The sequence below is a fragment of the Paenibacillus whitsoniae genome, assembly GCF_003955665.1.
GTDB lineage: Bacteria > Bacillota > Bacilli > Paenibacillales > NBRC-103111 > Paenibacillus_E > Paenibacillus_E whitsoniae.
Genome location: NZ_RXHU01000042.1, coordinates 139861 through 160947 on the forward strand (window position 1 = coordinate 139861; position 21087 = coordinate 160947).

Annotated in this window: 14 protein-coding genes; 3 read left to right on the forward strand and 11 right to left on the reverse strand. The window is 53.2% G+C overall.

What is annotated here, in order from left to right; all coding sequences use genetic code 11:
• Window positions 1-145: 145 nt before the first annotated feature.
• Window positions 146-619 carry a nickel pincer cofactor biosynthesis protein LarC2 gene (gene larC2 / locus EJQ19_RS15370; protein ID WP_126142113.1) on the reverse strand — a complete coding sequence of 158 codons (474 nt, stop codon included), beginning with the start codon at window positions 617-619 and terminating at the stop codon, window positions 146-148.
• Window positions 620-777: 158 nt separating this feature from the next.
• Between larC2 and EJQ19_RS15375 the strand changes: the two genes are divergently transcribed.
• The gene (locus EJQ19_RS15375) at window positions 778-1854 is read left to right on the forward strand and encodes a M23 family metallopeptidase (RefSeq protein ID WP_126142114.1); all 1077 of its coding nucleotides are present in this window, start codon (window positions 778-780) and stop codon (window positions 1852-1854) included.
• Between the two features lie 56 nt (window positions 1855-1910).
• Here EJQ19_RS15375 and yunB read toward each other — a convergent pair whose 3' ends face one another.
• Window positions 1911-2705, reverse strand: a complete 795-nt coding sequence (gene yunB / locus EJQ19_RS15380; protein ID WP_241242923.1) for a sporulation protein YunB — start codon at window positions 2703-2705, stop codon at window positions 1911-1913.
• Between the two features lie 623 nt (window positions 2706-3328).
• On the opposite strand from yunB, the gene EJQ19_RS15385 reads away from it, so the two are divergent.
• Window positions 3329-4174, forward strand: a complete 846-nt coding sequence (locus tag EJQ19_RS15385) for a transposase (RefSeq protein ID WP_126142115.1) — start codon at window positions 3329-3331, stop codon at window positions 4172-4174.
• Between the two features lie 564 nt (window positions 4175-4738).
• On the opposite strand, the gene EJQ19_RS15395 is transcribed toward EJQ19_RS15385, so the two are convergent.
• From EJQ19_RS15395 to EJQ19_RS15405, 3 genes are all read right to left on the reverse strand, one after another.
• A complete protein-coding gene (locus tag EJQ19_RS15395) occupies window positions 4739-5308 on the reverse strand; it encodes a 5' nucleotidase, NT5C type (RefSeq protein WP_126142117.1) in 570 nt (189 codons plus the stop codon).
• Window positions 5309-5334: 26 nt separating this feature from the next.
• Window positions 5335-5979, reverse strand: a complete 645-nt coding sequence (locus tag EJQ19_RS15400) for a pentapeptide repeat-containing protein (protein WP_241242924.1) — start codon at window positions 5977-5979, stop codon at window positions 5335-5337.
• Between the two features lie 167 nt (window positions 5980-6146).
• Complete coding sequence (locus EJQ19_RS15405; protein WP_126142119.1) at window positions 6147-7649, reverse strand: DHA2 family efflux MFS transporter permease subunit; 1503 nt, start codon at window positions 7647-7649, stop codon at window positions 6147-6149.
• A gap of 205 nt (window positions 7650-7854) precedes the next feature.
• Between EJQ19_RS15405 and EJQ19_RS15410 the strand changes: the two genes are divergently transcribed.
• Window positions 7855-8481, forward strand: coding sequence for a TetR/AcrR family transcriptional regulator (locus tag EJQ19_RS15410; RefSeq protein WP_164716565.1), 627 nt, complete (start codon window positions 7855-7857; stop codon window positions 8479-8481).
• A 68-nt stretch (window positions 8482-8549) separates the two neighbouring features.
• Here EJQ19_RS15410 and EJQ19_RS15415 read toward each other — a convergent pair whose 3' ends face one another.
• The 6 genes from EJQ19_RS15415 to EJQ19_RS15440 all read right to left on the reverse strand — a co-directional run bounded on the left by EJQ19_RS15415 (window position 8550) and on the right by EJQ19_RS15440 (window position 21007).
• A complete protein-coding gene (locus tag EJQ19_RS15415) occupies window positions 8550-9206 on the reverse strand; it encodes an SGNH/GDSL hydrolase family protein (RefSeq protein ID WP_126142121.1) in 657 nt (218 codons plus the stop codon).
• A gap of 101 nt (window positions 9207-9307) precedes the next feature.
• Window positions 9308-10156 (reverse strand): prohibitin family protein, encoded by an 849-nt coding sequence (locus EJQ19_RS15420; RefSeq protein ID WP_126142122.1) that lies wholly within the window; start codon window positions 10154-10156, stop codon window positions 9308-9310.
• 92 nt (window positions 10157-10248) lie between these two features.
• Entirely contained in the window at window positions 10249-11589 is a 1341-nt protein-coding gene (locus EJQ19_RS15425) for a glycoside hydrolase (protein WP_126142123.1), read from the reverse strand.
• Window positions 11590-11721: 132 nt separating this feature from the next.
• Window positions 11722-12816: a response regulator transcription factor gene (locus EJQ19_RS15430; RefSeq protein ID WP_126142124.1), complete on the reverse strand. Its 1095-nt coding sequence runs from the start codon at window positions 12814-12816 to the stop codon at window positions 11722-11724.
• On the reverse strand, window positions 12813-14612 hold the full coding sequence (locus EJQ19_RS15435) for a sensor histidine kinase (protein ID WP_126142125.1): 1800 nt from the start codon (window positions 14610-14612) through the stop codon (window positions 12813-12815). Before EJQ19_RS15435 ends, EJQ19_RS15430 begins: the two co-directional genes overlap by 4 nt.
• Before the next feature lie 158 nt (window positions 14613-14770).
• Complete coding sequence (locus EJQ19_RS15440; protein ID WP_164716566.1) at window positions 14771-21007, reverse strand: fibronectin type III domain-containing protein; 6237 nt, start codon at window positions 21005-21007, stop codon at window positions 14771-14773.
• Window positions 21008-21087 lie beyond the last annotated feature (80 nt).

A 21087-nucleotide genomic window follows, 5' to 3' on the forward strand; every position in this document is an offset into this window, starting at 1 on the left:
GGTTTTTGCTAATTGTATCACGTAAAAAACCGAAGGCGTTAGAATCAAAACTTGTAGTTTTATATAACAATTCTTGGAATCTGGAGTATCGATGCACTGTTAAGCGCAAAAAAACGCGCCTTCCCCTAAGTGGAAAGCGCGTTGTCTATATGTGCCGCTTCACAAATTGAAGCCTGACTTCCTCATACACTTGCTTTAATGGAACACCATATTGCTTCGCCACCTGCTCGCATTCCTTGAACTCAGGAGCGAATTGCACAAGCTTGCCGGCATGATACCCCACCTTCACCGTAAGCTCCCCCCATTTCGTCTCCACATGCTCGAACTCCCGCGCTAACCGATGGCAAGAAGCATGCAAATAGCGGAGCCCCAGCGTTGTCGACTCGCTAAAAATAATGTCCTCCATTGCCGATAATCGGTCCTCATCTATGAGCACGTTCAGCATAATGCCTGGCCGGCCTTTTTTCATAATAATCGGCACGACGTAGACATCGTTCGCCCCCGCGTCAAACAGCTTATCCATCAGGAACGAAATCCACTCCGGATTCATATCGTCCAGATTGGCTTGAACCAACAGCATACGATCATCCACATGCTCATCTCTATGATTAAAGCTCACCTTAGCCACCTCTTATTCGCATCATAACAAATATTGGGGAACAACGAAAGATCAATGCGTTTGTCCGACGAATTTGCGTCAAAAACGTCTCTTCGAACAAACTCCAAGGATAAGCTTTCGCCGATACGCACATCCTAATAACTAACAAGACAGGAAGGATGATCGTGATGCATAGTACCTCACGCTGGACAAAAGTTCTCACCCTAAGCCTCCTGCTATCCGCAGTCACGCCGCCGGCGTTCTCTGATCGAGTTGCATCACAGGTTGCTGCTCCGTCCCCATCCGCTTCAAGCACGCAAACAGGCACCAACAACAAAACAAAAGATCCAAAGACCGTCGCAGCAGAGCGGAAAGAACTTTTCGATAAAATAAGCTTAGTAACAGGAATCCCGTGGTCATTCCTCGCAGCAGTGGATCAGTACGAGAAAACGATGAACACGGTGAAAAAAAGGTCTGTCCAGCTCACTTTGGCCAACATTTATTTTAGCGAAGCCGCTTGGAGCGGCATGCTAAATCCGAACCAACTGGATACGAATCCGCGCAGCATCGCTTTCTTTCACGGCTACGGACGGGACGGATCGGGCGATCAAATCGCCGATAAGTCCAACGACCTCGACGTCCTGGCGGCAATGAGCGAAATTTTAGGCAAAAACGGAGTAAACCAAGAAAATCTGCAAACCAACCTTACGAACTATTATCAGAATCCGCGAAGCGTATTACGAATCAATCAGTTTGCAGCCATTTACGAAAAGCTGGGAACAATGGACGTGAATGAGCATGCATTCCCTCTCCCCGTCACCGCGGACTATTCCTACCGCAGCACCTGGGGAGACAGCCGCGGCTGGGGAGGTCACCGCATTCATGAGGGAACGGATCTTTTTGCCGGATACGGTGTTCCGGTCCGGAGCACCTGCTACGGCATCGTGGAGGAAAAGGGATGGAACCCTTACGGGGGTTGGCGAATCGGTATTCGAGACCTCAACAACATTTATCACTACTACGCGCATCTTTCTGGATTTCAAAAAGGCATCCAACCAAACGACATTGTCAAACCTGGCCAAGTCCTTGGATGGGTAGGAAGTTCAGGCTATGGCAAGCCTGGCACTTCAGGCAAGTTTCCGCCTCATTTGCATTTTGGTCTATATCGGGATAACGGCAACAAAGAATGGAGCTTCGACCCCTACCCGTCACTCCGAAGGTGGGAACGCGAAGATCAGCAGCGCAGAAAAAAATAAAACAAAGCAGGACCTCCTTCCCCAAAAAGCTAGTGGAGAAGCAAGGTCCTTTTTCATTATTTTTGGCCTGTTCCTGTTCCAGGCGCTGCCGAATTTGCCGGGCCGGTATTTCCGCTTGTTGAGCCGGTCCCCGGTACACTCGGCAGTGAAATGACCGGTGGACTCGCGTCCTTGTTGCTGCCAACCGGGTTCCCTTTATTATCGTAATAGTACGTCGGCACATCCCCTACTACAAGAGAATAGGAAATCGGAATTTCCGTTTCCACAATCTCCGTTTCCGAATCAAAAGGAATGATGACCGACACCTCAGCAATGATATGTACGTACACTTCAAACATCACCATATTAATCCCTACATTTTGCGTGCGAGTATTCAGATCCACCTTGACACTCCCTACAGGAAGCAGCCGAACGGGAATATCCGGGCCAAAAGAGGCCAAAATCGCACTATTCATCGCCTGCCCGATCGGAACGTGTTCCGAAATGCTCTTCAAATCCGCAAGCTCCCCTTGCACCGTGTTAATCGCTTCTGAAGTAATGCGCATATGCTCATTATAATTCAACATAAAGCCGGTGATTTTCCCGTTTTTGTCCATCTTCCAATCAATCAGTTGCTCGGCATTCGCCCCTCCTGCTACATGATTGGCAATCGCGCTATTAATCGCCTGTGTGGCAATTTGCTTAATTCGAACCTTAGCTAAACTCATGAGCGGCGGCCTTAAATTTTTCTCGATATAAATAAAAAACTGAATACAAAACAACACAACAATCAACAAACTGATCCAAATAATCTTCTTGCGGTTTGTCTTCCCTGTGGGCCTGCTTCGCCATCGTCGCCTTTGCAGCAGCATCCTGTCTGTCCCTCCCCCTAAGCCCGAGTCGACATTCTTCATGCCAGAACATGCCGATTTCGTTAGTACTACCTTATGCGGACAGGATTCAAGGCTATGCCTTTATGCATGCATTTGTCACAACTTTAAGCTTGGCAAGCCCATTGTGTTCGACCAATCTACCTCCCTTCGATTTCGATCCGTTCAGCGCTCACCCTTTCGCTCAGAAAACCATCTCGCTTGGCTCCAGCCCTCGACCAATGCCCTTCTCCAACAACGTTCCTTTTAAGGCTATCCCTTTCACTCAGTCCCCCTGCCTCTGGCCTACAACTAATACCTCTCTCCGACTCCGCTCTTTTCGATGCTATCCCATTCACTCAGTCTCCCCTGCCACTGGTCTTCAACCAATACCTCTTTCCGGCAACGCTCCTTTTAATGCTATCCCTTTCGCTCAGTCTCCCCTGCCTCTCGTCTTCAACCAATACCTCTCTCCGACTATGATCATTTCAATGCTATCCCTTTCACTCAGTAATTTTTTGCTAAAATGATATCTTAATTACCATATTTCAATTGAAATAAGATCATATGTTCGGTATAATGAGATTTAGAAAATATCCCATTTATGATAAAAGGGAGGTCTCACTATGCGTTTGTCCAACCTTACTTTGGAACAATTCAACAGCCAGTTTGCGACAGAAGAAGCATGCGTAACTTTCATCTATCAATCAAAATGGCCTCACGGCTTCAGTTGCCCCCGCTGTCAGTTTCGGCATGCATATGTGATCAATTCTCGGCGGGTTCCACTATATGAGTGCAGCCGATGCCAACACCAAACCTCGCTAATTGCCGGAACTATCATGGAGAACAGCAGGACTTCACTCAAAAAATGGCTGCTGGCGATTTATTTAACTGCTAGATCACATATCGGCACAACCGCCGTCGAACTTGCCAAACGTATTCAGGTTACCTACAAAACTGCTTGGCTCATGCTTCATAAAATCCGCACATCCATCCACCTCGCAGATCAGAAAGAACCGTTGAAAGGCACCGTTCAAATAAACGCCGGCATTTACGGCAAATCGCCAAAATCAAGCTCGTACAAGCAGCCTTCCGAGCATCTTGTTTTAGTCGGTTCGACGCTGAATTCAAATCATGAATGGGAACATGTAAAAATAAAACATATAGCTGCACCTCGATCTCGATACAAAGAAATTACTCGTACCGATTTACTATCCTTCCAGGAAAGCCATCTAGATGCTAGTGTTACATCATGCCAAGCTGTGACCGGCTTCTACACGCCTCGCAAGCAACGCCCGCTTCTTCAATTCGTTACACAAGCCAGCAACTGGCTAAAAACAACCTTCCACGGCATAGGGCCGCGCCACCTGCAAAAATATTTGGACGAATTCACGTACAAACTCAACCTATCTCTAAAAAATATTGCCATCTTCGACCACTTGCTTCAAATTTGCGTATCGCAACATGGCTAGCATCCCCATGCTTTCTTTTTCTTCTAAGTCGTATTTGTTCCCAAAGATCGACCTCTGTCTGTCTGTCTGTCTGTCTGTCTGTCTGTCTGTCTGTCTGTCTGTCTGTCTGTCTGTCTGTCTGTCTTTCCGCCACTTCGCACACCCTTAGCCATAAAAATCATTGGAATACCGTGATTCAAGCGTTATAGAAAGTTGCTTGCATGCAGGTGTACAAGCGTTTTTTGTTACGCTTCACAAGTCGCTTGGCTCTCTGACTCATTACAGCAAGTGTACGTAACTTGTTCAGCAGAAGCACAAAGCCCAAGCTTAGTTCTCCTGAGCAACGGGGATAGATAGTAAAAGAGACGTTAGGAGAACATAACAAATTCCGTGTTCGCCTTGGGCGCGCAGTGTCACCGACGCATAGCGGCGGTCAAAACCTTACTGAGTTAAGGGGATAGTGAACAAAAGAGTCGCAAATGGGGGATATACAGATAGACCGCCCCCCCGCTAACGAGGTTTTAGCGAAGAGGGCGGCATTGGAACCAGCATCTCTGCGGCCCGGAGACCACATTAAGTGGTAAGCTATGTGGCAAGACCGGCCAGCTCGGGCAACTCTTGCCACGAGGTAATTCTTGGCAGGTTCACGTGCTGATTGTAGGAGCGGTCTTTTACACAAACTTTCGTCGGCAAATGCAGCAGCGTCTCCAGTACCTTCGGTTTATCGTCAACATAATAATCCAGTCCCAGATTTGCAATGATATGCACTTTCTCCGAATCGCTCATGCCGCAGTAAAAATGCCCTTCTGCGACTGGAAAACCGTTCTCAATCATCCACATCTTCGTCCGCTCGGAATGCTCTCGATCTCTGGCTGTTATATAATAAACCTCATGTCCTTGCGCCACAAGTTGTTGCAACACCTCACGGGCATGGGGAAACGGCGAGCAGCCGGAGAAGTAAATTTCGTCCCGCAGACTGTGCCACAACTTGCCGCCTTCTTCCTTCGTAAGTCCAAATGCCTGATGGATTTCCATCGTATCCAAAGCTTCGAAGATATCTAGGCCAACGTTCATCTGCAGCTTATCATTATAAATATGAAAGGCGTGCTTCCTTAAATCGATGAGCGTGTCATCAATGTCAAATCCAAATTTCAAAGTGTGATCTTCCTTTCACCGTGCTGTTAATCTTTGAGCTGCAGTCCGATCAAATTTGCAAAAACCGCTGCTTGCTCCCTTGAAATGATGCAGCCGCGCAAGTTCTCCACATTCACACCCAATCGGGCAAACGAGTTCGTGCTGAGATCAATGCCTTCCAGCTTGACGCCGCTAAGCTGTGCCTGATCCAGCTTGCAATCTTCAAGCGCAATTTTTTGGACGGTCGCTTCATAGAAATCGGCCCCGATCAGCGAGCACTGGTGGAACAGCACTTGCTTCAAATTTGCCATCCGCAGCGTGAGGTAATCGCCCAAGCAGTTGTAAAAGCCGGTATTGCGGATCGTCGCGTCGGACAAATTCATCCCCATGATTTTGCAATCGCGGAACTCTGTCCGATGAATCGTCGCCGTGCCGAAATCCACATTGGATAAGTCGCATTTTTCAAAAATGACGTCGGTCAACTCAATCTCTTTCATTGAAATGCGCGAGAAGGTGACGTTGCGGAAAATAATTTTATCGAACGCGACTTTGTATGCCCGCTGGTTGTCGATGTCACATTGACTGATGATACCGGTATGGAAGCTGTCCTCCGGTTCCATTCTCTCTTCCTTCAGAACTAGCGGCGGCATGTCCGCCGGCAGCTTGGGCTGCTCTATTTTCAGTATGCTCATCAGATACTCCTTTGCAGTCATGAATGTATTCATATTTTACCAATCGCTTGCCAAAAAAGATACCGAAAATGGGACGACTTTGTGTCAAATCCGGTTCAATAAAGAGCGAAAAAAAGACGCCTTCCTCCCGTTGTAGCACGGGCCGGAAAGCGTCTGTATGAAGCGGATTAATGGCCGACGATGATCGGCATTTCGATGGAAGCCGCTTCGCCTTCGACCTTCTTAGGCTTCTGCAGCAAAAGCCCCAGCAGGCCGCCGACGATGGCGATGCCCAGCAAAATCAAGAACGTGTGACCGAATGCGGAAGCATACAAGCCGACATCCGGCTTTTGTGCTTTGGCTTCGATCATAAGATCCTTCATTTTCGTGGTGAAAATGGTCATCAAAATCGCGATCGCGAACGACATCATCACCTGCTGCGCAGCGTTCGTCAAAGATGTTACGCGGCCGACCAAGTTCTGAGGCGCTGATTGGATCAAATGATTGTTCAGCGGCATCATGAACAGCCCCATACCCGCGCCGAGCAGCGCGAGCGGCAGCATGACCGTGCCGACGCCGGACTCGCCGGAAATGTTCGAGAGCAGCAGCGCGGAGATCGTCGTCAGCACCATGCCGGCGATGACGAGCGGACGCGCGCCGAAGCGGTCGGACAGCTTGCCGCCGATCGGCATGAATAGGCCGGATGCCAGCGCCTGCGGCAGCATGATAAGCCCTGTTTTGAGCGGGCTGTAGCCATGCGCCTGCTGAAGGAACAGCGGCACAAGAAACATTGTGCCGAACATCGCGATTTGCGAGATCCACTGCACGATAATGCCTTTCGTGAAATTGCCTGAACGGAACACGCGCAGCTCAAGAAGCGGGTTATCGCGTCTCAGCTCAACGATGACGAACAAAATGAGGGCAACGAGACCGATGCCGGAACCGATGAGCGTATCCGCATCCGTCCACGTCGATTTGCCGGTTACCGGATCGATGCCGCCGTTGGAAACGCCGTAAACCAGCGCGGCGAAAGCGATCGGCCCGAGCAGCATGCCGAGCAAATCGAGCGAAGCGACGTTTTGACGCTGAATATTCGGCAAGGTACGAATGCCGAGTAAGATGCCGATGACGCCGATCGGCAGGTTAATCAAGAAAATCCACTGCCAGGAGTGATACTCCACCATCCATCCGGCAATGACTGGACCCAGCGCGGGACCGAGCAAAATCGGAATCCCCATCATGCCCATCACCGCGCCGACTTTATCCGGCGGAGATAAGCGATAAATGAATGCCATCGCAATCGGCACAACCACACCTCCGCCAAGGCCTTGAATGACGCGGAACGTAATGAGCATTTCCACGGAATTCGCCAGTGCGCACAGCCCAGAACCGATCGTGAACAGCGCTACGGAAATCAGAAAAATTTTCTTCGCGCCGAAGCGATCCGACAGCCAGCCGGCCAGCGGGATGACTGCAGCTTGCGCCAACGCGTAGCCGATAACGGTCCACTGCACGAGCGACAGATTCAGCAGGTGGAATTCTTCTTGCAGCTTCGGCAGCGCGACGTTAACCGCCGTGCCATCCAAAATAACCATGAAAATGCCGACAACAATGGCGACGAGCGGCGCCAAAATGCTGCGCATGGAAAACGGCGCTTCCTTCGCGGAAGCGTTTGTTGCTTGTGAAGACATGGGATCCCTCCATCCTTTTCTACGTATCTCTCTTGTCTATCGTTGACCATACGGTACGCGCACGGTACAATAGCAGTATTCATAAACTGCCGCAGCAGCTTGCCATAAACGGACAATTGTCCGTTTACACCTTTTGATGCTAACGGACTTTGAATTCTTTGTCAATACGAACACAGTAAATTTAACAATTCCGAGGTGGAACCGCATGTCCATTCGTCATGAACGCAAGGACGCCATGGAGAATCGCCAGCTCATTCTGCAAACCGCCAATCAGCTGTTTCAAGAGCACGGCGTACAATCTGTCAGCATGCACCAAATCGCCAAAACGGCGGGCGTCGGACAAGCGACGCTGTACCGCAGATATGCCCACAAAGGTGATTTGTGCTTCGATATTTTGCAGCAGTACGGGAATCACTTAGTGGAGCGGGTTGCGACGTATCTGGACAATCGCCGGCAGGAGCCGCCGCTGGAGCGTCTGAACGGCATCCTGGAAATCTGGATCGATGCCATTGAGGAAAAAGCCGATCTCATCGTCGCGATGGCTTCGAAAATGGCGCTGGATTGCGAGGACGGCCGCGGCAACTTTTTCCTCTCGCCCATGTATCGCATGTTCCGCGACCGCATGTCCGAGCTGATTCTGGAATGCATCGGCCCGAAAGCAGCGCAGCAGAAGCACCCGGAGCCGGAGCTGGCGGCACACACGCTCATCTGCTCGATCTCCCCGGCTGGCTATTTTCATATTAAGAACGAGAAAAACTACTCGAAGGCACGCATGAAAGAGCATTATCGGCAGCTGTGCGAGCTGTTGTTTCGGGCAGACGGCGCAGTGTAAGCAAAACCGCGCAAAAAAGCCCTCCCGTTGACCATAGGGTCAGCGAGAGGGCTTTTTCATTGTTCCGCTTACTTGATCGCCAGCGGGCTGTTTTGAACGGCATCCAGCCATGCGTTCGCGATGAGCTGGTGACCGGCTGCCGTCGGGTGCACGCCGTCGCGCGCCCAGAATGCGGCTTCTGCACGCGTGCAAGCCTCATCGAAACGCTGCTGCAGCGGCACGAACACCGCGCCGTATTCCTTGGCGAGGCCGCGAGTGACCTCCTGGTACTTGCCGACTTGCGCTTTCCAGCCGTCCCAGTTGTTCGCCGGCACGCCGACGTTAAGCACAAACGGCTCGCATAGAATGAGGCCTGATTGCGGCAAATACTCCTTCGTAATCGCAAGCAGATGGCGATACGAGCTTTCAAAACGGTCCGCCGCGCCGGTCGGCAGTTTATCCATAATGCGCCAAGCGTCGTTGACGCCGATCAGAATGCTCAGACGCTTCGGCTGCAAATAGATCGCGTCCTCGTTCCAGCGTGCATATAAATCCGATACCCGGTTGCCGCTGATGCCGCGATTTTGAATTTGCAGCTTTTGCTCAGCCAGTTCATAGCTTAACTTCGAACCAATAAGGTTTGGATAGCCTCTACCCAGATTTACCAAATCCTCGCGCACGCGGTTCGCATCGGTGATGGAATCTCCTTGAAACAGCAAATCAAGCGGTGTTTGCTCCGTACTCAATCGAACTCCCCCATTCTTTCCATGAATTAACTCTCTTATTTTACCATAGGGAGGAAGCTAGATTAAGTCAGAATTTACGCCATCACGTGCGTACCAAGGATTTACTTCGAGGACAGGTTGCTCACGTCGATAAAAGGCGTCGCCCCGCCGGTGACGGACGGGAGCTTGCCGTCCCATTTTTGAATTGCCTGTTGCTGCACTTCGATTTGCTTCAGGGCAATCAGATCCGGCGTCACTTCCTGCTTCTTCAATTTGAGCGATTCCGCTTCGGCCTGTGCCTGCGCGACCGTCTGCTGCGCTTCGATCTGTATACGCTTCAGGTCGTTCTCCGCTTTGAGCGCTTGCTGCTGCGCGACCTGCTTCGCTTCAATCGACTGGTTGAACGCGTCCGAGAACTTGAAATTAACAATGTTGATGTCATTGACGATCAAATCGTACTTCGCCATGCGCTTCGTCAGCAGGTCGTGAATCTCATTCGCAACGACGTCGCGTTTTGCAATCAAGTCTTCGGCTGCATACTTTGCCGTTACTTCCTTAACGATCTCCTGAATCGCCGGTGCCACAATGACCGTGTCGAACCCGCCCCCAATGTTGTTCATCAAGTTATAGGCGGATTCCTTGTTGACGGAATAGTTGAGCGCCACATGCGTGGAAACCGGCTGCAGGTCTTTGGAAGAAGCCGAGGTATCCGCTTCCGCTTTGGTCACCTGCACGTTGACTTGAATAATTTTCTGCACAAACGGGATCTTAAAATGAATGCCGGGTGCGAGCGTATTGTCGCTGAGTTTGCCAAGCGTTTTGTACAGGCCGACGTGGCCGAACTGCACGGTCGCCACGCTGTTGATCGCCGCGATGAGGAGCAGGAGCCCGATCAGACTCCAAGTGATTATGCGGCCAACGGGACTTTTCGCTTTCGGAACAGGGCTGTTTGGTGCTACGCCAATATCCATATGCCTACCTCCAACGTTAGAATGAATTGATACCTATCTGTACGCCGGAGAGCAATTCCAAGTTTCATTCGGATTTGGGGGCTGGAAGCTGCTTAATACTCGGTATAGCTCGTCACTGATTTCCCGGGCAATGTTACCGTAATCGCGCCGCCGGAAACGGCAATATCAGACAGCTTCGCCAGATTCTCTGTCGCGCTGGTCCGTCTGCCTGACACGTTTGCAAAGGTGAGTCCGCTGATCGTCGTCGTAATCGAGGACGAGCTGTTGTTGATCAGCACGACAGCTGCGCGGCCTGTGGCATTTTTGCCGGCAACGGAGACGATATTGCTGTCGCTGGACGATGCCAGGATGCGCGTATCATCCGGCCGCAGGTAGCGGCTGAACTGCCCCATGACATACAGGCGCTTGTTCACGGAATACGTATTGTTGCCCAGCAAATTGATCAGCCCCTCGCCGGTTGTCGAGGAAGCCGGATTGACGGCCCACCAGTACAACCAGCCTTTTTCGCCGCGCTTGAGGTCCGAAGCGATCATATTGCCCCATTTTAACCCGTCGGTGATAGTAGGATCATTGGGGTTCTGGAAGTCGCTGACCTCCGTGCTCATGAGCGGCTTGCCGTAAGTGCTGACGTCCGTGTATGTGCTGTAATCGTGAACGCTCAGAAAATCGAGCTTATCCCGCGTCGCCGTGCTAAGGTTGATAATGTAATTGTTCGAAGCGGAGCGGTTCGAACCTTCCGGCCCGCCAACCATCACACCCTGGTTCAGGCTGTGAATGCTGTCGGCCACCTTCGCCGCCACGGTGTTCATTTCGCTGATCGTATACTGCGCCGACGCGTACGGCGTGGACAGATCGGGCTCGTTTTGCACGCTGAGCCATTTGATGTTGAAGCCGAGTGTGTTGCGGTAATAGTTCACGTAAGTCTTCAAGTAATCGGCAAACTTGTCGTAATGCGTGGACTTGAGATGACCGCCGTTGTTCGGCGAGCCGTTATCCTTCATCCAGCCCGGCGGGCTCCAGGGCACGGCATAGAACTGGTTCGTGCCGCGGTTTTTCGCCTCTTGCGCGAACCAACGCTGATGTAAATCCGTGTTCCAGTCCAGCACACCGTCGGACGGCATGAACGTCGTCTGGACACTGTCCTGCGCCGACGTATACGGATTGACCTCGAGCCGTACGATGGATAAGCCTGCATTTGAATTGTCCGTGCGGAACAAGGTGTCCAGAATTTGCCCCTGCACCGTCGCGTTATATCCGGTTTTCAGCTCATTGACCGGGTGATTGGCCGCTGCGCCAAAGCCCCAAATCGTTTGGTACGTGGTGTCTTTGTACACCGTCACCGTGCTTGCCGCATACGTGGGCGCTGCAAAACTCAGGGTCAGCGCTGCTGTTAAACCTAGTACACCATAAACCTTCTTCCGTGTTGAAATCATGAATCCAAACACCTCTTTTCTCCAATTTGGCCTCATCGACCTCCCTCTACGTTAATCTGCAATCGCTTACAAAACACTGAGGCAAAATGCTTTTTTACCACAGAAATGCGGCATTTTGCCTGAAACTTCCCGTTATTCGCTGCCAAACCGTTCCTTGTATTCCATCGGATTGATCCCGTGGTACTGCTTGAAGATGCGCGAGAAGTGAATGCTGTTCTCGTAGCCAACCTTTAGCGCGATTTCGTAGCTGCGCAGCGACGAGGTCAGCAGCAGCTCCCGCGCCTTGCGCATACGCACGTTGACGCAGTACGTCCAGATCGTCATGCCGGCTTGCTCTTTGAACATTTTGGCGAGATACGAGCGGCTCATCGCCACATGATCAGCGAGATCCTGGAGCCCCCAGTTCTCCGCGTAATGATTTTCGATGTAGCGCTTGACCTGGTCAACGGCGCTCTCTTTCTGAAGGTTTTTCGCCTTGCGGGCGCGGTCCATCAGGAGGTTCGCCGCTTCTTCAAGCCTTTTCACGGCGCACAGCCGAAAATAGTGCCGCACCTGCGACCGCTGCAGGATCGCGCTGTCTTCGCCAAAGCCGAGATCGTCGGCTTCCTCCAGTTCGACGTCGATGCCCTGCTTTTTCAGCTCGGCTACCAGCATCGCCGTCCAGGCCAACGCCAGCTCGTCCAGAATTTCATAGCGGCCGTCGACCCACGCTTCGAACATCGCCAGCGTATCGACGATGAGCAGCGGCTGCCCGTGCAGGTAGACACTCAGAATCATCTCGAGCCACTGCTCGAGCAGGAGCTTGTTCAGGGGCAGCTTGCGCAGCAGCAGTTGGTTCGCGTCGTTCCGGCGCTGCCGGCTCACTTTTTCGTTAGCCTTCTGCACGGCCTCCGTCAGCAGATCCGGATCAATCGGCTTAAGCACGTAGTCGACGGCGCCGAGCAGAATGCTCTTTTTCGCATATTGAAAATCGTCGTAGCTGGAAATCACAATACACGTCATCCACGGGTACAGGCGGTTGATCTCCTCGATCAGCTGCAGCCCGTCCACGAGCGGCATGCGCACATCCGTCACACACACATCGGCAAAATGGTCCTTCAGCCAATCCAGCGCCTTTTGCCCGTTCGCGTGCGTCGCCGACACCGCCACATCCGCCATATCGGACAATTGGATCGCCAGGCTTTCCCGGATAAGCTCCTCGTCGTCTACAATCATCAGTCTGTTCATGCTGTGACCTCCCCTTTCCAAAACGGCAGCGTAATCTCCACCACCGCGCCTCCATCCACCGCTGAATTGCCAAAATGCAAAATCGCCTCTTGATGATAGAACATGCGCATCCGATAAATCAGGTTCGACAGCCCTACCTGTTTAAAATGGTCGTGGCTCGCCTGCAGATCCGCCTGCTCCTGGCTCAGCCGCTGCAGCGTCTCCTCTGTAAAGCCGGCGCCGTTGTCCCTGACGGACAGCGTCAGCTTGCCCTCCTCCGTCAGCCGGCCGGAGATGCGGATATGCACGGATTCCCCGGTCGTTTCCCGGCCGTGCTTGATGCAGTTCTCGACCAGCGGCTGTAAAAGCGCTTTCGTACAAATGGCAGTGAGCAGCTCCGGCGGCATGTCCACCTCATAGGTCACCTCGTCCTTGTAGCGGACCTTCATGATTTTCAAATAATTCTCGAGATGCTGAAGCTCTTCGCCGACTGTGACTTGCACATGCTTATAATCCGACGTATAGCGAAGCATGTTCGCGAGATTTACAGACACGTGTCCGATATGCGGCTGCCTCGCAATTACAGCCATGGAATTAATCGTTTCAAGCGTATTGTATAGAAAATGCGAGTTAATTTGCGATTGCAAGGCGGAGATAACCGCCCGATGCTGGAGCACTCGCGTCTCGGCATGATCGTGGATCGACTGGGCGAGATGCCCGAGTAAATTGTTGAACGAATTGCCGAGATCGGCCACCTCGTCGGTGCCGCTGACCTGTGCCCTGACGCCAAAGTCGTTGGTCAGCTGCATCGTTTTCATCAGCTTCCGAAGGCTTGATATCCGCCTGGTGATGGAAGACGCCGCAAAGTAGGTCAAAATGACCGAGATAATGAGCGCCCCGATCGCCACAATAATCGTGACGTTGCGCGTGTAGTAGATGCTTTTGCCGATCTCTTCGTACGGCAGGATGGCGATGATTTTCCAACCGGTGATGGGAATCGTTTGAAAAATAATGAGCTCCTTGCCCGACTTGTCGAAAAATGAGCCTTCCTTCTTGCCCTTGACGGTGTCCACGATCCGGTCGTCCATATGCCCCATGACTTCCTTCGCATCGGAATGGTGAATGATCGTGCCCTTCTCGTCCATCACGACGGCGGCGCCGGAATTCGTAATGGAGATCTGATCCATAACGCGCTGTGACGGCGTGAGCGATATGTCGATTTTGAGGTATCCGCCGTTATCCACCTGCTTAAACAGCGTCAGCACAGGAATTTTCATCTTCTGATTGGCGGAATCCAGGTAGTTCTCGGAGATGCCGGTGATGAATTTGATTTTTTCGAAATTGCCGGAAGTGACGAAATAGGGTTCGTTCTTGATGCTATACGTTAACGGAAGCGTGTAGGCGGCGTTGGTAAAATGCTGCTCAAACCCGCGCGGGTTGTACAGCGACACCGACAGGATTTCCGGGTATTGCAGGAACATGCGGTTAAGGTAGTTCTCTTTCATCCGTTCGTAGTTGCGGATTGAATCCGACGTCAGCTGCGGCGAGGCTGCACGCATCCATTCGCGGACTTCCAGCGAGTTGCTGAACATGAGATAGGCAAGCTCGTATCCCGAATAGTAGCGGTCCAGGTTCATATTCGCCTGCTTCAAAATTTGCACGCTCAAGTGATCGATGTCTTTGCGCACGTAAGACGTTGTCTGCATATAGCTAAGAAGCCCGATCAACGCCACGGTGAAAATAAGAATGGTAACGATGATCGAAATCAGCTTCCATTTGAGCGATCGGCGCATGTTTTTCATCATGTAGGTCAGCAAGGTGTCCGCCTCCTGAGGGCATGTATCGTACCTTCAATCATAGAAGGAAGAAGGCGGGCGCGCAATGAGGGAAATGTTTGAAATACTGCAGGGATCGTATTTTTTGGGGCTCAAAAAGCCGCCCGCATTTAACATGCGGACGGCTTCGTGAAAAATCATTATGGCTGATATACGTGCTTAAACATCCGGTAAAGCATGACAGCGGCTTCCGCCCGTGTGGAATTGCTGAGCGGATGCAGCAGGTTCGCATCGCCTTCAATAAAGCCTTGACTGGCCATGGCTGCGATCGCATCCTTGGCGTACGGAGCGATTTCGCCCGCGTCCGTGAACGGAAGCGACTTGCCTGCGCCGCTCGGCAGCTTCGCATCCGTTTGCGCGAGCGCTCTGGCGATCATCGTGAACATCTCCTGACGGGAGATGAGCGCTTGCGGCGCAAACTGTGTAGCCGTTTGCCCGTTGACGACGCCGAGCTGATGCGCGATTGCGACAGCTTGGGCATAGTACGCGTCTTGGCTGGCATCAGCAAAGGCGTCAGCCCCTTGAACGTTGGCTTTCAGGCCGAACGTCTCCACCAAGAGCTTGGTGAAATCAGCGCGAGTGACCGCTGCCGACGGATGAAAGGCACTCTCGCTTACGCCTTGGATGATGCCTTTGGCCGCAAGCGCTTCAATCGCTTGCTGCGCCCATGGCGTGCGGCTTACATCTTCGAAAGCCGGTTTCACATAGGATACCGCATAGGTTGAGAAGTGCGGTGTTGAGAAGACCATTTCTCCATTGGCGACGTCATAACGGCCAGTCGGCATGAGCTGTGCGTTGCCGCTGCCGTCAACGTACCATACGTTCAGCAGCTCGCTATGGCTTCGCTGCTGAGCCGTTGGCTGGTACGGAATCCGCACTTCAACGACGGATTTGCCGTTGAAAGAGAGCGGCTGTTGATCTCCAGCCGTGATGCTAAGTTCTACGACAGCACCGGTCGTGCCCGGCACTTGCGAAGCACCGCTACGATCTGCGGAAGCGATGCTCACTGTCAGCGCAGACGATTTCTCTGCCGCAGGATTTCCGGCAAACAGGCTGCTTGGCAGCAGCAATGTGCCGAACGTCGTTTTCACTTGCAGGCTGCGTCCCCCTGCTTGCTCAGTCAGAAAGCTGGCAGGCAGCTGCAGCTCGTAAGCTTTAGCGCCCTCCGCTTTGGCAAGGTCGACAACCACGCGTCCGGCTGACGCTGACTTGAAAGCTGCTTCAAGCGCTGCTTTATCGACGCTGGCCACCGATTTGCCGCCACTTACCGTATGCGCAGGTACGTTAATGATATTGCTGCCTGCTGGCGACGCTGTCTGGTTCGGCATGGATGGTGCCGGAGTAATATCCGTCGACGCTGTACGAACCGCCAGTGTCGGCCCATTGGTCGACCAGTTGCCGGCTTCGTCCACAGCTTCGACTTTGAACGTATACACGCTGTCTTCGGCTAAGCCGGTCACTTGCCAGAAAGTTTGCGCCGTCGTAGCGATCGGATTGCCGTTCAGCTCCAAGCGGTATTCCTTCACGCCCATGCGATCGATCGCTTCGCTCCAGCTGACCGTGATGGAAGTTTGGCCGACCGACTGAGCGGTCAAGCGGCTTCCTGCCGGCCAACCTGGTGCCGTCGTATCCGTCGGTACCGGAATAAGGGCATCGTTCGTCGCCGGTCCGAAGACGGTCGCAGTTCCTACTAAGTCTTGTGCTTCTATTTTATACACGCTATCAGATGCAGCATCTTGCAGCGTGTAGGTTATGAGGCCGCCATCGACCTGTGCAACTTGCACGCCATTGCGGTAAATCAAGTACTGTTTGATCGCGATATTGTCAATCGCCGCATCCCAAGTGAGCGTCACTTGGTCGCCGGCGCGAGAAGCTGTTACACGCGAACCTGTCGGCCATTGCGGTGTAATGGTATCCACTTGCAGCGTTGTGACTTCCGCTTGCAGCGGATCGGATGCGTTCCCGGCCTGATCAAGGGCGCGAACAGTGAACATATACGGGTGTGCGGCTTGCAGCCCGTTTATCCAATAGGACCGAATGTCTTGCGATACCTCGATTACGGTTGTTCCGTCCTGCTCGATACGATAACCGGTGACTCCGGTATCGTCCGTGGCCGCAGGCCAATTCAATTGCATTCCAGAGTCGCTGATGAGCGAAGCGCTCAAACCGCTTCCTGCGCCCCAGCCCGGCTTCGCCGTATCGGCGGCAGCCGTTGCCGTGGTCAGCGTCTGGGAGCTGGCCGTATTGCCTTCTGCGTCGCGAGCATCGACATGGAACGTGTAGGAGGTGCCAGGCGTCAAACCGGTGACCGCATATTGGTTGATTGTCCCCGATACCGTGCCGAGCAACGTACTGCCCTGATACACGTCGTAACCTGTGACGCCGTAATTGTCAGCCGCAATCGGCCAGTGCAGCGTCAGCCCATAGCGGCCCGCGTCTGTAACTGTAACTGTAACTGAAGAGCCTGAAGGCCATGTCGGATGTACCAGGTCGGCGGCAGGCGTTGTCAACGTTGTGGATGGCCCTGTCGTCGATTCCGAAGCAGCGTCCATCGCTTCCACTTTAAAGGTGTAATTGGTGGCTGGCTTGAGTCCGCTCACTTGATAGCTGTAAACATCCGCAGCTACCGTTGCAATCGGTACACCGTTCTGGTACACCTTGTAGCGGTTGACGCCTACGGTGTCCTGCGCGCTGGTCCAGCTTAGTGCCAGCGCATGTGGAGCCAACTGCGATACAGAAAGATTTGCGCCAGGCCAAGCCGGTGCTGTCCCATCAACAGGAAGCTCTTCCGTGCCAACCGAGAGGTACGGGCGATAGGCAACGTTGGCGCCTGTCGCTTCTTTGGAATGCATGTCAACGTTTTGATCCAGCCATGCATCGTCCTGCAATTTAAAGGAGATCGTCTTGTCGCCGCTCACTTCAAGCGCCGTTTGAGCAGTTACATCGAACTTCTTCCAATACAAAGCGTTGCGGATCACAGTACTTCCGATCATGGCGCCGTCGGTCGGCTTGTTCAACCAGTTGATCGTCGACTCCGTCCAATTGTCTCCTGTGCTGTACAGGTTCATCGGGATGTCCATATTCGGTGACTGCACAGCAGAAATATACAGATTGAGTGAAGCGTCATACACATTGCCCGTTACAGAAGTCAACGGGAATTTCAAATATGCGCGCCGGTTGTTGCCGGTGTTCTTGTTCGCATCGGTGCCCGAAGCCCCGGCCGCATTCTTGTATCTGAGATACTCCAGATTGTTCGTCGTGCCCGCTCCGCCTACTGTAGCAGGCGCTTGAATAAACGCATCGTCGCTCGGATAGTAGATCGTCTGTTTGCGCACGACGCCGTCAAACGTCCTCACGGAAACGGAAGGCCCGTTCGCCGTCCAGTTGCCCGCCGCATCGCCAGCCTGCACGCGGAATGCATACGTTGTTCCCGCTGTAAGGTTCGTCACGGCATAGCTCGTCGCATTGCCGTCCACCGTCGCGATCACCTGGTTATTCGCGTACACTTTATAGCCCGTCACGCCGATACTGTCTACCGCAGGCGTCCAATTCAACGTCACAGCGCGGTCTGTTAGCCCGCTGTAGGTTAAGCTCCGGTCCGGCGGCCACGCAGGTGCGGTCGTATCGGGCCCTGCTGCCGTCGTCACAGTCAGCGTCGGCCCCACCACCGACCAGTTGCCTGCCGCATCGCCCGCTTCAACGCGGAATGCATACGCTGTGTGCGGTGTTAAGCCCGCCAGCCCAAAGCTGCGCGACGAAGCCGGCAGCGTCACGATTTCCCGGCCGTCCTGATAGACGCGGTACGCCGTCACACCGTAGCTGTCCTGCGCCGCCGGCCAGCTCAGCCCCACGCTCGTCTGCGTCACATCCGAGGCGGTCAAAGCCGCTGTGCCGACCCACACCGGCGCTGCCGTATCCGCTGCGCCCAGCGTGCGGAACGTCACAATTGGCCCGCCGACGGACAAGTTGCCGTCGCCGTCCTTGGACTCAACGCGAACTGTGTACAGCTTGTTGTGCGTAAGCCCCGTGAGCGTGTACTGGGTATCGCTCGTATCGCTCCAGAGCTGCCCGTTCACGTAGAGGCGGTAGCCCTCCGTACCGTCGTTATCTACGCCTGCCGGCCAACTCAGCTTCGCTCCGGTCTGACCCAGGTCCGCTACGTCCAGCAAGGAGCCTTTTTTCCAGCCTGGCAGTTCGGTATCTGCGCCAGAAACCGCCGTCACGTCAATCGGCTGACTCATGACAGACGTATTGCCCTGCGCATCCAGCGCCTGAACCGTGAACGAATAACGGTGACCCGGCGTCAGGCCAGTCACATCCAGACGCGTCACGTTCGCGCCCAGCTCCTTCACCAACGCACCGTCTTGATACACCTTGTAACCGGCCACCTCTTGGTTATCGTGCGCCTCAGGCCATGTCAAGCTGACAGACGTCGGCGACACATTCGACGCCTGGAACACGCTGCCGTAAGGCCAGACCGGCGCCGTAATTTCCGCCGTCTGCGCCGGTGCCGTGAGCGGCACAAAGCTTGGCGCCGTCGTGCCGCCGGATGGCGAGCCCCAAACGATCGTCACCTTGTTGTCTTTTCCTTTTAATAAGGAGGTTTTCACCGTCTGGCTCGTGCCGCCAATTGTAACGGTAATATCATAGTTTCCATAGAAACCGCGCGTTTGATACACACCGTTCACATCGCTCTGGCCCGTAACATCCGTCCACCAGGTATGATAAATAAGGTCACGCCACGCCTCGCCGGACGGCTTCAGCGTCCAGTTCTGGCGGAAGAGCGGAGCATTGTTTTGCCAATGCGAACCATCCCAGAACCCCCACATCGTGAATGACTGCACGTTCGGATGACTGAATGCCGCAAGCATAATGTCGTGGGTGAACTTACCCTGTATATCCTCTTTCGGAGAATTGACGTCGAATTCGGTAATCGCAATCTCCGGCGCGTACTGCGCGAAATGCGTAAGCTGGTTATAGAAAGCCATCGGACTGACCGGCGTCGAGCCAAAATGCGCCTGAATCCCGACACCGTCAATCGGCGCCCCGTTATCCTTCATCGATTGCAGGATGTTTGAGAACGTCCCGATCACCGGCGCGTCAACGCCGAGAATTTGCGTTTCATTGACGTACAGCTTGGCGGTCGGGTCCGCTTCCTTCGCCATTTTAAACCAGTTCGCCATCACGGCTCCGGGATTGTCGTAGGTGCTGCGGATCATACTGTTGAGCACCGGCTCGTTCAGCACATCCCAATTGTAGAGGCGCCCCCGAAAAAAGCCCGCCAGTTCATGAAAATGATCCTGAATCCGCTTCTCGAGCTGCGGCTTGTTGCTCATCAGCCCTGGAACGTCGTTCGGAAGCCGAGGCGTGTTGTCCCAGATCAAGGCATGGCCCCGAATGTCAAAGCCGTTTGAGCCCAACCAATTGTAGGCATTCACCGTCTTGGCCTTGTTGCCTTCCCAGAATTGCCACTTCATATCGTTTTCCATAACGGCCGAGTTAAAATTCTCTTTCAGCTTCGTCCGGTACATTTCCGAATCCGCATCCGTACCGAACAGCTTATCCGAATTCACGGCGGTGCCCCATTTAAAATCGTGCTTCGTCATCGCCACGTGCACGTCCGCATTCGGAATCGGCTGACCGCTGGCATCCTTCACCTCAACCGTCAGATCGCCTTTACGGATCTGCTCGATGCGGGCATTGGCTTCCGTGCGCCATGGCGCATTGTCCTCCATCCCGTCATACACAACGGGGGTGCTGGGAAGATCCGCAAATGCAACCGCTTTCTTATAATTGACGACTTTCAGATCGGCAATCTCGATCACCTGCGGCTTGTAGCCCAGCCGGAACGTAATTTGCGGCGTATTCTCTTCCATAAGCAAAGCCGCTTTAATCGGGACGAGAAACTTTTTCCACGTGTTCGGAATCGTAATCGTTTCATTGATCGATTTATCAAACGTTACCGTTTTTTCCATGACTAACGAAGCCGTTCCCTCCGCCGTTTCTACGGTGGAACTGAGCGTTCGGGCATAGAATGTGGCCAACATTACGTCATCTTTTTCAATGCGTGAGGCAATCGGGAATACGTATTGCAGCAAATAGGTAGAGGCAGGCTGCACGTTCGTCGTAAAACGCAGCGCCTCAGCAAACGGCTGCCCGTCAACGGATACTTTGGCAGCGGTTCCATAAGCAGGCGCTTCAGGATTAAGCGCAGCGTTCGGCTGATGAATGCCTGACAGAATCACTTCGCTGCCGCCTACTTGCGCAAGCTCATCCTCCGTCAGCGCCTGCGCCCCCACCGATACGGGGACCAAGGAGACGATCAGCAGCAGACCGATTAACAGCAAAGCGAGTATTTTATGCAGGTGATTGTTCACGATCTTCATCCTTTCCCATGTAGAGCTCAAATACATAAAGCGGTGACCCACCCGAGCAAAATGCTTGCTGCAGGTGGGCT

Bases quoted from the DNA above. Each gene is read 5' to 3' on its own strand.
- yunB (WP_241242923.1), bottom strand. From the start codon at position 2,705: ATGCTGCTGCAAAGGCGACGATGGCGAAGCAGGCCCACAGGGAAGACA.
- EJQ19_RS15400 (WP_241242924.1), bottom strand. From the start codon at position 5,979: ATGAGCATACTGAAAATAGAGCAGCCCAAGCTGCCGGCGGACATGCCG.
- EJQ19_RS15375 (WP_126142114.1), top strand. From the start codon at position 778: ATGATCGTGATGCATAGTACCTCACGCTGGACAAAAGTTCTCACCCTA.
- EJQ19_RS15405 (WP_126142119.1), bottom strand. From the start codon at position 7,649: ATGTCTTCACAAGCAACAAACGCTTCCGCGAAGGAAGCGCCGTTTTCC.
- EJQ19_RS15385 (WP_126142115.1), top strand. From the start codon at position 3,329: ATGCGTTTGTCCAACCTTACTTTGGAACAATTCAACAGCCAGTTTGCG.
- EJQ19_RS15425 (WP_126142123.1), bottom strand. From the start codon at position 11,589: ATGATTTCAACACGGAAGAAGGTTTATGGTGTACTAGGTTTAACAGCA.
- EJQ19_RS15420 (WP_126142122.1), bottom strand. From the start codon at position 10,156: ATGGATATTGGCGTAGCACCAAACAGCCCTGTTCCGAAAGCGAAAAGT.
- EJQ19_RS15410 (WP_164716565.1), top strand. From the start codon at position 7,855: ATGTCCATTCGTCATGAACGCAAGGACGCCATGGAGAATCGCCAGCTC.
- EJQ19_RS15430 (WP_126142124.1), bottom strand. From the start codon at position 12,816: ATGAACAGACTGATGATTGTAGACGACGAGGAGCTTATCCGGGAAAGC.